The sequence below is a fragment of the Nonomuraea dietziae genome, assembly GCF_014195505.1.
Classification (GTDB): Bacteria; Actinomycetota; Actinomycetes; order Streptosporangiales; family Streptosporangiaceae; genus Nonomuraea; species Nonomuraea roseola.
In genome coordinates this window covers 1,205,352-1,219,466 of record NZ_JACIBV010000001.1, presented here as the reverse complement: position 1 = coordinate 1,219,466, position 14,115 = coordinate 1,205,352, and the positions used below count along the sequence as shown (strand labels likewise).

Below are 14,115 nucleotides of genomic sequence, written 5' to 3'. Positions count from 1 at the left end.
TATTATGGCGTGGTGTCCTCGGCCCAAGGCGCTCCGGCCTTCCTGCGACTGGCCGCCCATCCCCTGCGGTGGCGACTGCTGACCGAGCTGGCCGCGGGCGACTACCGCGTTCGCGAGCTGGTCGAGCTGGTCGGCCAGCCGCAGAATCTGGTCTCCTACCATCTGCGGCTGCTGCGGGGCGGCGGGCTGATCACCTCGCGGCGCAGCAGCTTCGACGCCCGCGACAGCTACTACCATCTGGAACTGGAAGGCTGTGCCCACGCGCTGGCCGCGACCGGTGCCGCTCTGCACCCCGCGCTCCGCCTCGATCCGGCCCCGCCGACGCCACCGCCGTCGTCCGTGCGCGGGACCGCCGTGTTGTTCACCTGTACGGGCAACAGCGCCCGTTCACCGATCGCCGAAGCCCTGCTCCGCCATCGCACCGGCGGCCGTGTCGAGGTGACCAGCGCGGGCAGTCACCCACGGCAGGAGCTGCATCCCGACGCCGTACGGACCCTGCGCGAGCGCTACGGCATCGACTTGGCCGGCCGGCGTCCGCGGCACCTGGACACCGTGGCCGGCCGTCGGTTCGACTACGTGATCAGCATGTGCGACAAGGTCCGCGAGGTCGTCCCCGACTTCGGCGGCCACCCCCGGCGCCTGCACTGGAGCATCCCCGACCCGGCCACGGCCGGCCGCACCGAGGGGGCGGGTCACCCGGCCTTCGCCCGCACCGTGGCCGAGATCGACACCCGCATCCGTTACCTGTTGCCTGTCCTCGCGCCACAGGAGGTCCCGTCATGACCGTGCCCGATCAGCTCGCCAGTGTCCGCTACCTCGTCGACGACGTGGCCGCCGCTGTCGACTTCTACACCACCCACCTCGGCTTCGCCCTGAACACCGACGCCGCGCCCGCCTTCGCCGACGTGGTGCGCGGACCGCTGCGGCTGCTGCTGTCCGGACCGGCCAGCTCCGGCGCCCGCGCCACCCCTCAGGGCACCACCGCCGGGCGCAACCGCATCCACCTCCTCGTCGACGATCTCGACGCCGAGATCGACCGGCTCCGCGGCGCCGGCGTGTCGTCCTTCTCCAGCGACGTGGTCGCCGGCCCCGGCGGACGCCAGATCCTGCTCACCGATCCCGCCGGCAACCTCATCGAACTGTTCGAGCCCGCGCACGCTCCAGTCGCCCCACCGCGCCGAACCCGACCTGCCCAAGCCTGACCAGTACCCGGCGTGGCGAGATGACGGCAGTGCAGAGGGAAGACGGCGACGATGCCCTATGAACGTTCATAAAATTCGGCCTTGATTCCCCTTGAACGGTGTGACATGTTACGCATCACGTAGCCCATCGCGGCCGGCCGGAGGTTCGGGGGCCCGGCCCTCCCGCGCTCCATCCCCCAGGAGTGGTGATGAGAATCGCGCAATCCATGCTGAAGGCGGCCGTGGTCGCCCTGACGCTCGGTCTCGGAGCGGGGGGCCTCGCCCCCGCCTCCCACGCCGAATCCAACGAGTTATCCGCGGCGGCCCCACCCTCCGCGGCCGCCGCGCACGCCGAGCCCTCTTCGGTCGCCAGGCGCTCCGCAGCCTCCCCGGTCGCCGCGCACGCCGAGGTCCCTGCGGTCGCCGGGAGCTCCGAAGCTCCCGCGGTCGCCGGGCGCGCCGAGGCCGCCGTGACGGCGCCAGGGGCGGCGGCCCCGCCGGGCGCCGAGCCGCCGCCCGCCGGGGACGCCTCGGCCGCCACCCCGCACCGGCAGGCCGAGCCGCTGCCCGCCACCGAACTGCCGCCGCTCGCCGAGCCCCGCAAGGAGAGCAGGCGCGACTACGACGACCCCGCCGCGCAGCCGACCCGCCCGCGTCCCTCCGCCCGCTCCACCAAGGCGACGGCCTGCGACATCACCGTCTTCACCACCAGGACGGGCGACGCGCTGGTGGCCGCGATCAAGGCGGCGCAGGTCTCGTGCGTCAACACGCTGTTCGCGCTGACCGGCGACGACGCCCGTGGGGCCTTCCGCGAATCGCAGATGATCCCCGTGGCGAACGCCCTCCGGAGCGCAGCCCCCTCCTATCCCGGTGACAACTCCACCTCGGTGGGACAGCTCCTGCTCTACCTGCGCGCCGGCTACTACGTGCAGTGGTACAACAGGGACGCGGTCGGGCCGTACACCGAGAGCCTGCAGGTGGCCGTGCGCGCGGGGCTCGACGCGTTCTTCGCCGCGCCCGCCTCCAGGGCGGTCTCCGACGCCAACGGAGAGGTGCTCACCGAGGCGGTCATCCTGACCGCGAGCTCCGGAGAGAACGCCCGCTACATCCCGGTCATGAAGCGCCTGCTCGACTCCTACGACAGCGCCCACAACGCCTCGTGGTGGATGCGCAACGCCGTCTACGAGGCCTTCAACACGATCTTCCGCGGCCACTGGAGGCCCGACTTCGTCGCCGCCGTCGCCGCCGACCACGGCCTGCTGCACTCCCTGAAGGCCTTCGCCGAGAACCATCTGGACCTGCTCGGCACCGACTCCGCGTTCATGACCGTCAACGCCGGGCGGGAGCTGGCCAGGTTCCTGAGCCACTCCGACCTGGTCCCGACCGTCAAACCCATGGTGAAGGCCATGTTGGAGGAGTACTCGATCACCGGCAGGACCGCTCCCCTCTGGATCGGCATCGCGGACGTGACCTTCGACAGCGTCCCCGCCGACTGCGCGTACTACGACGTGTGCGACCTGCCCGCCAGGCTGAAGGCCGTCGCCCTGCCGTACACCCATTCCTGTGGCCCGGCCCTGCGCATCCTGGCGCAGGACATGACCGCGGCGCAGTTCGCGACCACCTGCGCGAGCCTGGCGAACCAGGACGCCTTCTTCCACGGCCTGGTCGCCTCCGGCGGCAGGCCCGTCGCCGATGACGGCAACGCCACGCTGGAGGTGGTCGTCTTCGACTCCAGCGCCGACTACCGGACCTACGCGGGCCCGATCTACGGCATCGACACCAACAACGGCGGCATGTACCTGGAAGGCGACCCCGCCGCGGCGGGCAACCAGGCGCGCTTCATCGCCTACGAGGCGACGTGGGAGCGGCCCGACTTCGCGGTGTGGAATCTCAACCACGAGTACACGCACTACCTCGACGGCCGCTTCGACCTGTACGGGAACTTCGGCTCCCCGACCACGCCCGTCGTGTGGTGGAGCGAGGGGCTGGCCGAGTACGTCTCGTGGTCCTACCGCGGCCTGCCCAACACCACCGCCCACACGGAGGCCGCCAAGCACAGCCACACGCTGCGCGAACTCTTCGACACCGCCTACGGCCAGGGCCAGAACCGGATCTACGTCTGGGGCTACCTCGCCGTCCGGTACATGTTCGAGCGTCAGCGCGCCGAGGTCGCCACGCTGCTCGGCCACTACAGGACAGGCGACTGGAGCGCCGCGGGCGGCCTGCTGCGCTCGCTCGACCACGAGGCCGACTGGCGGACCTGGCTGACCGCGTGCGCGGCGGGCGCCTGCGCCGAGCCGCCCGCCCTTCCCGACTGCCCTGGCGATGACCCGCGCCTCATGGGCGAGGACTGCAGGCGTACCGGGATCGGGCACAGCAACCGGAACCACGCCTACTTCTACCTGTGGATCCCTCCGGGCGTGTCCAGGCTCAAGGTCACCTCCTCCGGCGGCACGGGCAACGCCGACCTGTACGTCAAGAGGGCGGGATGGGCGACCGTCACCTCCCATGACGCCCGGTCCACGGGTCCCGGCACCGCGGAGAGCCTGGTGGCCGACGTCCAGCCCAACAGCTGGAACTACGTCAGCCTGTACGGCGTGACGGACTTCGGCGGCGTCACGCTGACCACCGAGTACTGAGCCGCACGAACGGCGCGCCCGGGGTCTTCCCGGCGCGCCCGGTCTGCCCTATATTGAACGTTCATATCCCCCTCTCTGGTCTGGAGCCCCCATGCAGCGCCGTGTTGATATGAACGTTCAACTCGCGCGCTACCTGCAGCGATTCGACCACCTCCCCGGCTATCTGGACTTCGCCAGGGTGGGCCCCCTCTCGCACGACGTGGCCATGACGCTCGTCGAGGCAACGCGGCTGAGCACGGGCGAGCAGGCGGTGGACGTGCTTGCGGCGCGGGCCGAGGAGGTTTGCGCGAGCGCGGCCCTGTTCCTGCGGGCCGCGCCGCACGAGGTCGCCTTCGCCACCTCCACCAGCCACGCGCTGTTCGCGGCCGCCGCCGCCCTCGGCCGCGGCACCACGGACGAGGGGGTGGTGCTGGTGCGGCGCGGCGAGTTCCCCTCGAACGTCTACCCGTGGCTGCGGTTCCAGGATCGCGGAGGCCCAAGGGTGCGGTGGATCGACGCTCCTCGGGTGACCCCCGAGGTCGTGGCCGCGCATCTGACTCCCGACGTCAGGGCGCTCACGGTCAGCGCGGTGGACGCGCTGACCGGCCACAGGGCGCCCCTGGGCGCGCTCAAGGAGCTCCTCGGACCGGACCGGGTCCTGGTCGTGGACGCCATCCAGGGCCTCGGCGCGGTCCCGCTGGAGGTCGAGGCGGCCGACGTGCTCGCCTCCGGCGGCCAGAAGTGGCTCAGGGCGGGGTGGGGCGCGGCCCTCCTCATGGTCCGCGACCGGGTCGCCCGCCACCTCTCGCCGGGCCTCGGCGGCTGGTCGGGCGTCCACGACCCGCTGGCATCGGAGAGTCACCCCCGCGAGCCACTGCGGGGGGCTGCCGCGCACACCTTGACCAACCCCGACTATCCGGCCGTCTCCGCGCTCGGCGCCGCCCTCGATCTCGTCGCCACCGTGGGTGTCCAGGCCATCGCCGCCAGGCTGGCCGACAGTCTCGGCGCCCTCCTTGACACCGCCAGAGCCGCCGGCGCGGAGATCCAGCACGACGGCCTTCCCCCCGGCGAGCGCGGCGGCATCGCCTGCCTCCACCTCCCTGGACGCGATCCGGAGGACGTCCACGCCGCCCTCACCAGAGCGGGGCTCACCACCACGCTGCGCGGCCGCTGGATCCGGCTGTCCCCCCACGCCACCACCCCGAGCCAGGCCGTGGACCGCCTGGCCGAGGGACTGCGTACCGCACGCAGGCCCTGACCCCCCGAAAGGAACGAAATGATCGACCGTCGCGCGGCCCTCGCCGTCCTCCTCACCGGCGCTCTCACCGCGGCCTGCGGCACCACAGAGGACCCCGGGCAGGCAGGCCCCGTCAAGATCACCGTCTGGTCGTGGAAGCCCGCCTCCGACGGCCTGGCCGCCGTCGCCAAGGACTTCGAGAAGGCCAACCCGAACATCAAGGTCACCGTCCAGGCCGTCGGCAACCCCGCCATCTGGGACAAGATCACCATCGACATGGCCGCGGGCGGCAAGGGCCTGGGCGACGTGCTGCACATCGGCATCGACTACCTGCCCGGCTACATGGACAAGTTCCCCGGCGGCCTGGCCGACCTGCGAAAGCTCGGCGCCGACTCACACAAGGACGCCTTCGCCAAGGGCCTGTGGCCGACCGTGACGGGCAAGGACGGCGGCGTCTACGCGATGCCGTGGGAGGTCAACCCGGTCGGCTTCTTCTACCGCAAGGACCTGTTCGACAAGGCGGGCGTCGAGGTGGAGAAGATCACCACCTGGGACGAGGCGATCGAGGCGGGCAAGAAGCTCAAGGAGAAGACCGGCGCCTTCCTCGTCGGCCTGAACAAGTCCGCGGCGGGCAGCGTCGACATGGACTTCTACCAGTCGCTGCTCCAGCAGCAGGGTGCGTTCTACTTCAACGGGCAGGGCGAGGTGACGCTGAGCTCGGCGCCCGCCGTCCAGGCCATGACGCTGCTCAAGAAGATGAACGACGCGGGCATCGTCGCCGACACCTCCGGCGAGGGCACGGCCAAGCAGCTCATCAGCGGCGGCAAGCTGGCCGTGCTGCCGTGGGCGGCGTGGGCGGTCAGCTACATCCCCGACATGCGCCCGGAACAGAAGGGCCTGTGGCGCGTGATGCAGCCGCCCGCCGTGACGCCCGGCGGCAAGCGCACCGCGATCGTCAACTCCACGCACCTGGCGGTGTCGGGCACCAGCCCGCACCAGAAGGAGGCGTACACGTTCGTCGAATACGCGCTGACCAGGCCCGAAGTGATCAACAAGGTGTTCAAGGAGGGCGGCGTCTTCCCCGCGCTGACCGCGGCCTACTCCGACCCGAGGTACACCGAGCCCCAGCCGTACTACGGTGACCAGCCCGCGCTCAAGCCGTTCGTCGACGCGCTCACCGAGGGCGCCGACGCGACCTACTACTCGGGCGACTACGCGAGGGCGCTGAAGATCGCCAGTGACGCGCAGACGAAGGTGCTGCTCAAGGGCGCCGATCCGGCCGCCGCGCTGACCGAGGCCGCCACGCTGCTGGCCCAGCAGACGAACAGGAAGCTGGCCGGATGACGTTCACGCTGTCCAGGCCGCGGGAGCGGGCACGGACCAGGCAGTCGTACGTGACCAGGCGGAACATCCCCTACCTGCTGATCATGCCCGCGCTGCTCGGCTTCCTGGTCTTCAAGGCCTATCCGATCATCGCCGCGATGTACATCAGCCTGACCACCGGCGCGGGCGCGGCCCGCAGCTTCGTCGGGCTCGACAACTACGTCCGGCTGGTGAACGACCCCTTGTTCTGGACCTCCCTCTGGAACACCGGACTGATCCTGGTCGTCCAGGTGCCGATCATGCTGCTGTTCGCGCTGCTGCTGTCGCTCGGGCTCAACTCCCCCCTCGTACGGCTGCGCGGCCTGTGGCGGCTCGGGGTGTTCATGCCGAGCCTGACGGGCCTGGTCGCCTACGGCGTGATGTTCTCGGTGATCCTGCGCAAGGACGCCGGCTTGCTCAACTGGCTGCTCGGTCTCTTCGGCGTGACGCCGATCGACTGGCTGGGCAGCCCGTTCTGGGCCCGCATCTCCATCGTCATCGCGCTGACCTGGCACTACACCGGCTACAACGCGGTCATCTACCTGGCAGGCCTCCAGAGCATCCCCAAAGAGCTCTACGAGGCGGCCATGGTGGACGGCGCGGGCGCGGCCCGCAGGTTCTGGTCGATCACGGTGCCCCAGCTGCGGCCGATCCTGGCGCTGACGGTGGTGCTGTCGACGATCGGGACGCTGCAGCTGTTCGACGAGCCGTTCGTGCTGACCGGCGGCGGCCCTGACAACTCCACGCTGACGATCTCGCTCTACCTGTACCAGAACGGCTTCCGCTACTTCGACTTCGGATACGCGGCGGCGATCGCCTACGCCCTGACGTTGATCGTGGCCGTGTTCGGCATCGCACAGATGAGGTTGCAGAAGAAATGAAGGGCTGGACGCTCACTTTCACGCTGGCCGTGGTGTTCGGGCTGTGCGTCGGCCCGTTCTACTGGCTGGCCATGGCCGCCACGCACAGCACGGCCGACATCTTCTCCTGGCCGCCGAAGTTCTACCCCGGCGACCAGCTGGCCGCGAACACGGCCCAGCTGGAGGAGTCGATCGGTCTCGTGCGGGTGCTGGGCAACACGCTGTACGTCGCTGTCGTGCAGACCGCGGGGGCGATCGTGGTGTCGCTGCTGGCGGGCTACGCCTTCGCCAAGTTCTCCTTCGAAGGCCGCGACCTGTTCTTCGTGCTGCTGCTGTCGACGCTCGTCATCCCCGGCGGCGTGACCATCATCCCGATCTTCGAGATGATGAACGATCTCGGGCTGATCGACAGCTATCCGGCGCTGATCCTGCCGAGCCTGTCGGTGCCGTTCGGCATCTTCCTGATGCGGCAGTCGCTGCTGGCCATACCCGACGAGCTGCTGGACGCGGCGCGGGTGGACGGCGCGGGTGAGCTGCGGGTGCTGTGGCGGGTGGTGGTCCCGGTGATGCGGCCCGTGCTGGCGGCGCTGGCGGTCTTCCTCTTCCTCGGCGCGTGGAACGACTTCCTGTGGCCGCTGATCGCGCTGCGCACGCCCGAGATGTACACCCTGCCCGTCGCGCTGGCCACCCTGCAGGGGCTGGCCAGGACCGACTTCGGCCAGGTCATGGTGGGCACGGCGATCTCCTCGCTGCCCATGATGATCCTCTTCCTCGTTCTCCAGCGACAGTTCATCTCCGGCCTGCTGGCCGGTGCCACGAAGGGATAGACATGCAGATCTGGGAGCCGCACGCGCTCGGCGAGACGACCGTGGTTCACGCGGGCGGGGTCGAGGTGGCGGTCGCGGGGACCACCGACGTCACGGTGACGCCGGTCGCCGAGGGCGTCTGGCTGATCGACGCCCCCGACGCGACGGGGGTGCAGTGGAAGGTGCCGTGCGTGAACACCGTCGCCTTCTGGACGCCGGGCAGCGGCACCCGCTGGGTGCCGCCGATCTGGAACGCGCCGATGTCGGCCAGGCTGACCGTCGGCGCGCCCGTGGTGAGCCTGGTCGGTACGGCGGGAGCCAACGTGTGCACGGCGGCGCTGGCGGAGTCGGTGGCGCCGGTGAGCTTCACCGGAGGGCTGATCGAGGAGACCGGCGAGTTCGTCTTCACCCTGCAGGGCGACGGGTTGCGCGTCAGGATCGACCTGTCGGACCGGCTGTACTCCGCGGCCCTGGCCGGCGTGGCGGAGTGGTGGCAGCAGGGCCGCGACCTGCCGCCGACGCCGCGTCAGGCCAGGCTGCCGGTCTACTCCACCTGGTACAGCATGCACCAGGAGATCACCGAGGAGGCGGTGGAGCTGCAGGCGAGGCTGTCGAAGCGGCTCGGGTGCGAGACGATCATCGTGGACGACGGCTGGCAGACCGCCGACCGGGCCCGTGGCTACGCCTTCTGCGGCGACTGGGAGCCCAACAAGGAGGCGTTCCCCGACATCGCGAGCCACGTGCGCAGGGTCCAGAGCGACGGCATGGCCTACATGCTGTGGTACGCGCTGCCGTTCGTCGGCAAGCACAACGCGGCCTTCGAGCGCTTCGACGGCAGGTTCCTGCGCTACCTCGACCACATGGACGCGGCGGTGCTCGACCCACGCCACCCCGAGGTGCGCGCGTTCCTCGTCGGCAGGCTCGCCCAGGCGGTCGAGCTGTGGGGCATGGACGGTCTGAAGATCGACTTCGTGGACCGGTTCGCCACACCCGGCGGCGATCCGGCGCCCGCCGACGGCGCCGACTGCGCGGAGGTCGACGAGGGGGTGCGGCGGCTGCTGCACGACCTCGACGCGCGGCTGCGCCGTACCAGGCCGCAGGTGCTGATCGAGCACCGCCAGCCGTACACGAGCCCCGGGCTGTGGCCGTACGCGAACATGGTGCGGGCGACCGACTGCCCGCTCAGCCCGCAGGAGAACCGGCAGCGCACGATCGACCTGCGGCTGACCGCCGGCCCGGTCGCCGTGCACTCGGACATGATCCTCTGGCACCCGGACGAGCCCGCCGAGCAGGTGGCGGTGCACCTGATCAACGCGCTGTTCTCGGTGCCCCAGCTGTCGGTCGACCTGGCGGCGCAGCGGCCCGACCAGCTCGCCGCCGTCGGGTTCTGGCTGGGGGTCTTCCGCCGCCATCTCGACGCGCTGCAGCTGGGCGTGCTGGAGCCGGCGCAGCCTGAGCACGGCTACCCGCTCGTGCGGGCCTACGATGGGGAGACCACGATCATCGCCCGTTACGCTCCCCTCGCCGTGGACGTTCCGGGCACGGGCGAGGTGCTCGTCGCCAACGCCGACCCCGACCCCCGCGTGGTCCTCTACGGCGAGGGCGAGGCGCGAGCCGAGGTCTTCGACTGCGGAGGATCGCTCGTCAGGGCCGACAGGTTGCGGTTCGACGCGGGAGCGTGCCTGGTCGAGGTGCCCATGGGCGGCCTGCTCAAGCTGAGGAGAGACTAGGTGACGACACGTCGGCCACGCGAGCGCGGGGTCACCATCGAGGACGTCGCGCGCGCGGGCCGGCGTGTCACGTCAGACGATCTCCAACGCGCTCAACGCCCCGCACCGGCTGAGAGCCGAGACACTGGAGCGGGTGACGGCGCTGATCGAGGAGCTCGGCTACCGGCCCGACCAGTCGGCGCGCGCCCTGAAGTCCGGCACCAGGCGGATCATCGCCTACCCGACACCGGTGGACGATCCGGCCAACCCTAACCCGCTGATGGGCGGCTTCCTCGAGGCGGTCGTGTCCGCGGCGGGCGAGGCCGGCTACCGGATCCTGCTGGTGAGGCCGCGCCCTGGGCAGAGCCAGGAGCAGGCGCTCGACGAGCTGATCGCCGGGCGCACGGTGGACGGCTTCCTGCTGTCCGACATACTGCGCGACGACCCCCGTGTGGCCCATCTGGCGGCGGAGGGCTTCCCCTTCGCCGCCTTCGGCCGCACGGAGCCAGGGCATCCGCAGTCGTGGGTGGACGTCGACAGCGTCCAGGCGGTGATCGAGCTGGTAGGCCTGCTGGCGGCCAGAGGGCACCGCAAGGTGGCCTTCCTCGGCTCCTCCTCCGGGCAGCCGTGGATGGACGACCGGCGCGACGGGTTCCTCGCGGGGGTGCGCCGCCACGGCATGGCGGGGCAGGAGTTCTCCGTGCCGGGCGACGACCCGGGCGAGATCGTCGCGGCCACCCGTGAGCTGCTCGCGGGCCGCGCCCGCCCGACCGCGATCGTGGCAGGGGGCGACTGGCTCGCCCTCGGCGTCTACGCCGCCGCCAGGGCCGAGGGCGTGGAGATCGGCGCCGACCTGGCCCTGGTCGCCTTCGACGACCTTCCCGTCACCGCGTTCCTGCAACCCGCCCTGACCACCGTACGGCTGCCGCTCCGCCGTATCGCCGAGGCGCTGGTCAGCCGGCTGCTGCGGATCGTCGAGGACGGCGTCACCCCCCAGGCCGGCCTCCTGCTCCCAGGCGAGCTGGTGGTCCGCCCGAGCCTCGGCCCCTGATCGGAAGGTTCTCATGCGTATCGACTCCTCCAACGAGGAGCTGGTGGCGATGTTCGAGTGGGCGTGCGACAGGGCACTGCGCTGGGCGCACCCCGCAGGCTCGCGCGGCCCGCTCGACGTCGACGAGCGGCAGCCGTCCGGCACGGGCGAGGGCGTCTACCTGCCCTCGTACTGGGCGGGGTACGCCCACCGCAGCGGCTTCTACCTGCGCGACTTCGTCCACCAGCTCCCCGGCGCCCACCTGCTCGGCCTCGACGAGGCCAACCTGACGATGCTGCGCTGCTTCGCCGCCTCCGCCACCGAGGAACACGGCCACCGCCCCGTGTGGGCGTTCAACTTCGACGGCTCCTACCTCGCGATCGACTACCGCGGTCCCGGCGCGTTCGTCAGGGAGGCGCCCGCGGTGTACGAGCTGGTGGAGGCCGGCGCCGTGGCCTACCGGTGGACCGGCGACCGCGCCTACGTCGACGACCCCGTGCTGTGGGACTACTACCGGCGGGCGGTCGAGCTGCCCCCTACCGCCCTGGGGGCGGGCATCTTCGACGGCACCGCCACCTACAACGAGCAGGACGGCGAGCCGCTGGCGGTGGCAGGTGACGGCGTCGCCGCGCGGTACGCCGCCTTCCTGGCGATGGCCGAGCTGTGCAGGGCGCGCGGCATGGACGGCGACGACTACGAGCGGCGAGCTCTCGACCTGCGCCGGCACTACGCCTCCGAGTGGAAGGGCGTGCGCGGCTTCACCCGGGACGGCACGCCGGTCACGGGCTGGGGCATGGAGAGCAGCTGGTTCCCCGCGCTGAAGCGGCTCACCGCCGACGACGACCTGCTGGACCACATCGACGCCCAGGCCGGCGGTCCCGGCAGGCCGCACAACGTGGAGGCGTGGACGTACCTGCCCGACACGTTCTTCCGGCACGGCAGACCGGAGGCGGCCTGGCGGTGGATGAGGGAGATCTACGCCTCCCGCGAAGGCGGGCACGTGGCGGGCGGGCGCAACGGCGACTATCCGGAGGTGTCGTTCACGCTGGTCAGCCAGGTGGTCGAGGGCCTGCTGGGGGTGCGGCCGCACGGCGGCGCGATCACCACGGAGCCCTCACTGCCCGCCGGCGTCGACTGGCTGGCCGTCTCCGGCATCCCGGTCGGCGGCGGCAGCGTGGCGGTCCGCCACGAGGGCGGCACGACCACGCTCACCAACCTGTCGGAGCACCTCACCTACACCTGGACGGCCTGCGGCCTCACCCAGCGGGTGCCGCCCGGCACCACGCTCACGGCCCGTCGGACAGGAACTGCTTGAGCCCGGGGCTGAAGGCGGCAGGCCTGGGGCGGGGCGCACCGAGGTCCGGACCCGGTTCGCCGTCGCGGAACGCGTGACCCGCTCACGCGGGGGTGACCCGCTGGGGGCCTCGGTAGGGCAGGGTCTGGTTGTAGACGATGCTGGTGGTGGTGCTGCCGAACTGCGCCAGCTCGTCCACGAGCCGCTCCAGATGTCTCATGGTGGTGGCGGCGATCTTGAGCGTGTAGCAGTCCTCGCCGGTGACGCGCAGGCACTCCAGGATCTCTGAGCGTTCCTCGAGGAGCCGGTGCAGCGGCTCGTGACGGCTGCCGGGGTACTTCAGCCGCACCACCGCCAGGACGGCGAAGCCGGCCTTCGTCAGGTCCACCTCGGCCCGGTAACCGGTGATGACGCCTTCGGCCTCCAGCCGTCTGACCCGCTCCGTCGCGGCCGAGGAGCTGAGGTTGACCCGCCGGCCCAGTTCGGTGAGCGGAAGGCGGCCGTCGCGCTGGAGCTCGGCGAGGATCGACCAGTCAGTGCTATCGAGACTCTCGGCCATTGGGCCAGATTACCGGCAGATTCCCGGCGAGAGCCGTCTTGTACCGGTAGCTCGCACTTCCGGCGCCCCGGACGTCGGCAATAGCCTGGTCGGGTGCTTCTGGGAGTGAACGTACCGAACTTCGGGCCAGGGACCGACCCCGCCGTGCTGCGCCGATGGGCGCAGAACGTGGAGGGGCTCGGCTACGACCTGCTGCTGCTGTCCGACCATCTCGTGGTGACGCCCGACGTGGCCGAGCAGTACCCGGCGCCCTTCTACGAGCCCTTCACCACGCTGTCCTGGCTGGCCGGTGTGGTGCCCAGGATCCGGCTCGGCACCACCGTGCTGATCATGCCCTACCGTCACCCGCTGTTGGTCGCCCGCATGGCGGCCAACCTCAACCAGCTCAGTGGCGGGCGGCTGGTCCTGGGCGTCGGCATCGGGTGGGCCCGGCAGGAGTTCGAGGCGCTCGGCGTCGACTTCCACCGGCGCGGCGCGCTGACCGACGAGTACGTGCGGACCCTGCGTACGGCATGGGCCGACGAGGAGGACTACGGCCCCGGCCGGATCCCGATCTGGATCGGCGGCAACAGCGACCAGGGCATGCGCAGGGCGATACGCCTCGGTGAGCCATGGCACCCCCTGCGCAACACCCTCGGCTGGCTGCGCGAGGCGGCGCCGCGGCTGCGGGACCTCGCCGACGAGCAGGGACGGCCCAGCCCCGGCATGGTCCCGCGCATCGCCCTGAGGCTCACCGAGAAGCCGGTCACCGGAGCGGACAGGCTCGCCGGAGAGGGCACGATCGACCAGATCCTCGGCGACCTCGACGAACTGAGCCGCCTCGGCGCCGACACCGTCGTGCTCGACCCCTTCAACGGCGACCCGCGTGAGACCTGCCACCCCGAGACGGCCTGGCAGGCCCTCGCCGCGCTCGCCGCCCACCGACCCCGATCAACGGAGCGACCATGACGAACGCCGACGAACTCTTCCTGCGCAGGGCCATCGAGCTCGCGGCCGAGGCGCGCGAGGGCGGCAACCCGCCGTTCGGCTCGCTCCTGGTCGGCGCGGACGGCGAGGTGCTCGTCGAGGAGCGCAACAGCAGCCTCTCCGACGCCGACATCACCGCGCATCCGGAGCTGAAACTGGCCCGATGGGCGGGTCGCGAACTGGATGCCGAGAGCGCGGCGCGCACCACGATGTACACCAGCTGCCAGCCCTGCGGCATGTGCGCGGGCGCCATCGAGCGGTCGGGGCTGGGCAGGGTGGTCTTCGCCCTGTCGAGCGAGCAGCTCGGCACGCTCAAGCCGCCCGCCGCCGTCGCGGGGGCGCGGCTCGAGGGGCCCGCCCTGTTCGAGGAGGCCCGCGTGCCGGTCGAGGGCTACTACGTCTGAGCCCGCCGTCCTCCCATGAGATCGCTTCGCCAGGAGCGTTGTCTCACCTGCGGGCCATGAATGGGTCCGCTCCGTGGAAATCGTCGGCG

The 14,115-nt window shown here is 71.2% G+C and carries 13 protein-coding genes; 12 read left to right on the top strand and 1 reads right to left on the bottom strand.

The features are described 5' to 3' along the window. The first annotated feature begins 12 nt into the window (after nt 1-12). The 10 genes from FHR33_RS06010 (at nt 13) to FHR33_RS05965 (ending at nt 12,118) form a co-directional block, all read left to right on the top strand. Nucleotides 13-783, top strand: a complete 771-nt coding sequence (locus tag FHR33_RS06010) for an arsenate reductase/protein-tyrosine-phosphatase family protein (RefSeq protein WP_312895382.1) — start codon at nt 13-15, stop codon at nt 781-783. Continuing rightward, entirely contained in the window at nt 780-1,202 is a 423-nt protein-coding gene (locus FHR33_RS06005) for a VOC family protein (RefSeq protein ID WP_183644641.1), read from the top strand. The genes FHR33_RS06010 and FHR33_RS06005 overlap by 4 nt, the downstream gene beginning before the upstream one ends. Before the next feature lie 188 nt (nt 1,203-1,390). Further along, a complete protein-coding gene (locus FHR33_RS06000) occupies nt 1,391-3,820 on the top strand; it encodes a M9 family metallopeptidase (protein WP_221240956.1) in 2,430 nt (809 codons plus the stop codon). 109 nt (nt 3,821-3,929) lie between these two features. After that, on the top strand, nt 3,930-5,057 hold the full coding sequence (locus FHR33_RS05995) for an aminotransferase class V-fold PLP-dependent enzyme (protein ID WP_246451691.1): 1,128 nt from the start codon (nt 3,930-3,932) through the stop codon (nt 5,055-5,057). An 18-nt stretch (nt 5,058-5,075) separates the two neighbouring features. Further along, complete coding sequence (locus tag FHR33_RS05990) at nt 5,076-6,380, top strand: ABC transporter substrate-binding protein (RefSeq protein WP_183644634.1); 1,305 nt, start codon at nt 5,076-5,078, stop codon at nt 6,378-6,380. Further along, a complete protein-coding gene (locus FHR33_RS05985) occupies nt 6,377-7,279 on the top strand; it encodes a carbohydrate ABC transporter permease (RefSeq protein ID WP_183644631.1) in 903 nt (300 codons plus the stop codon). The genes FHR33_RS05990 and FHR33_RS05985 overlap by 4 nt, the downstream gene beginning before the upstream one ends. After that, complete coding sequence (locus tag FHR33_RS05980; protein ID WP_183644628.1) at nt 7,276-8,085, top strand: carbohydrate ABC transporter permease; 810 nt, start codon at nt 7,276-7,278, stop codon at nt 8,083-8,085. The genes FHR33_RS05985 and FHR33_RS05980 overlap by 4 nt, the downstream gene beginning before the upstream one ends. Before the next feature lie 2 nt (nt 8,086-8,087). After that, complete coding sequence (locus tag FHR33_RS05975; protein WP_183644624.1) at nt 8,088-9,794, top strand: glycoside hydrolase family 36 protein; 1,707 nt, start codon at nt 8,088-8,090, stop codon at nt 9,792-9,794. 64 nt (nt 9,795-9,858) lie between these two features. Next, complete coding sequence (locus tag FHR33_RS05970; RefSeq protein ID WP_221240955.1) at nt 9,859-10,824, top strand: LacI family DNA-binding transcriptional regulator; 966 nt, start codon at nt 9,859-9,861, stop codon at nt 10,822-10,824. Between the two features lie 13 nt (nt 10,825-10,837). Then, nucleotides 10,838-12,118, top strand: a complete 1,281-nt coding sequence (locus tag FHR33_RS05965; RefSeq protein WP_183644621.1) for a hypothetical protein — start codon at nt 10,838-10,840, stop codon at nt 12,116-12,118. Nucleotides 12,119-12,200: 82 nt separating this feature from the next. On the opposite strand, the gene FHR33_RS05960 is transcribed toward FHR33_RS05965, so the two are convergent. After that, the gene (locus tag FHR33_RS05960) at nt 12,201-12,656 is read right to left on the bottom strand and encodes an Lrp/AsnC family transcriptional regulator (RefSeq protein ID WP_183644619.1); all 456 of its coding nucleotides are present in this window, start codon (nt 12,654-12,656) and stop codon (nt 12,201-12,203) included. Between the two features lie 93 nt (nt 12,657-12,749). Between FHR33_RS05960 and FHR33_RS05955 the strand changes: the two genes are divergently transcribed. Beyond that, nucleotides 12,750-13,604: an LLM class flavin-dependent oxidoreductase gene (locus tag FHR33_RS05955; protein WP_183644616.1), complete on the top strand. Its 855-nt coding sequence runs from the start codon at nt 12,750-12,752 to the stop codon at nt 13,602-13,604. After that, on the top strand, nt 13,601-14,026 hold the full coding sequence (locus FHR33_RS05950; protein WP_183644613.1) for a nucleoside deaminase: 426 nt from the start codon (nt 13,601-13,603) through the stop codon (nt 14,024-14,026). Before FHR33_RS05955 ends, FHR33_RS05950 begins: the two co-directional genes overlap by 4 nt. The last annotated feature ends 89 nt before the right edge of the window (nt 14,027-14,115 follow it).

Coding starts and splice junctions, on each gene's coding strand:
- FHR33_RS05950 (WP_183644613.1), top strand. CDS start 13,601: ATGACGAACGCCGACGAACTCTTCCTGCGCAGGGCCATCGAGCTCGCG.
- FHR33_RS06000 (WP_221240956.1), top strand. CDS start 1,391: ATGAGAATCGCGCAATCCATGCTGAAGGCGGCCGTGGTCGCCCTGACG.
- FHR33_RS05960 (WP_183644619.1), bottom strand. CDS start 12,656: ATGGCCGAGAGTCTCGATAGCACTGACTGGTCGATCCTCGCCGAGCTC.
- FHR33_RS05975 (WP_183644624.1), top strand. CDS start 8,088: ATGCAGATCTGGGAGCCGCACGCGCTCGGCGAGACGACCGTGGTTCAC.
- FHR33_RS06005 (WP_183644641.1), top strand. CDS start 780: ATGACCGTGCCCGATCAGCTCGCCAGTGTCCGCTACCTCGTCGACGAC.
- FHR33_RS05990 (WP_183644634.1), top strand. CDS start 5,076: ATGATCGACCGTCGCGCGGCCCTCGCCGTCCTCCTCACCGGCGCTCTC.
- FHR33_RS05995 (WP_246451691.1), top strand. CDS start 3,930: ATGAACGTTCAACTCGCGCGCTACCTGCAGCGATTCGACCACCTCCCC.
- FHR33_RS05985 (WP_183644631.1), top strand. CDS start 6,377: ATGACGTTCACGCTGTCCAGGCCGCGGGAGCGGGCACGGACCAGGCAG.
- FHR33_RS05980 (WP_183644628.1), top strand. CDS start 7,276: ATGAAGGGCTGGACGCTCACTTTCACGCTGGCCGTGGTGTTCGGGCTG.
- FHR33_RS05965 (WP_183644621.1), top strand. CDS start 10,838: ATGCGTATCGACTCCTCCAACGAGGAGCTGGTGGCGATGTTCGAGTGG.